This window comes from Pseudomonas sp. SIMBA_068 (assembly GCF_046534705.1).
Taxonomy (GTDB): domain Bacteria; phylum Pseudomonadota; class Gammaproteobacteria; order Pseudomonadales; family Pseudomonadaceae; genus Aquipseudomonas; species Aquipseudomonas putida.
Genome location: NZ_JAWRYI010001102.1, coordinates 1 through 252, shown reverse-complemented (window position 1 = coordinate 252; position 252 = coordinate 1). Strand labels below are relative to the sequence as shown.

The window sequence follows — 252 nt, the reverse complement described above, 5'->3', positions numbered from 1 at the left end:
CAAGAAGTTGAACAGGTGCTCACCGAGCTAGAAGATAAAACCACGGGAATTGGTAGTATTTTAGACGTTATAAAAGGGTTATCTGAGCAAACAAACTTATTAGCACTAAATGCGGCTATAGAGGCGGCAAGAGCGGGAGAACAAGGAAGAGGGTTTGCTGTTGTAGCTGATGAAGTACGTCACTTAGCAACCAGAACCCAGCAAAGTACTGATGAGATCCAATTAATGATTACACAACTGCAAAACTCTGCA

1 protein-coding gene is annotated in these 252 nt (G+C 42.5%); it reads left to right on the top strand.

The genetic code is table 11. The features are described from left to right. A partial coding sequence (locus SB756_RS32890; RefSeq protein ID WP_410913614.1) for a methyl-accepting chemotaxis protein occupies positions 1–252 on the top strand: 252 nt, incomplete at both ends.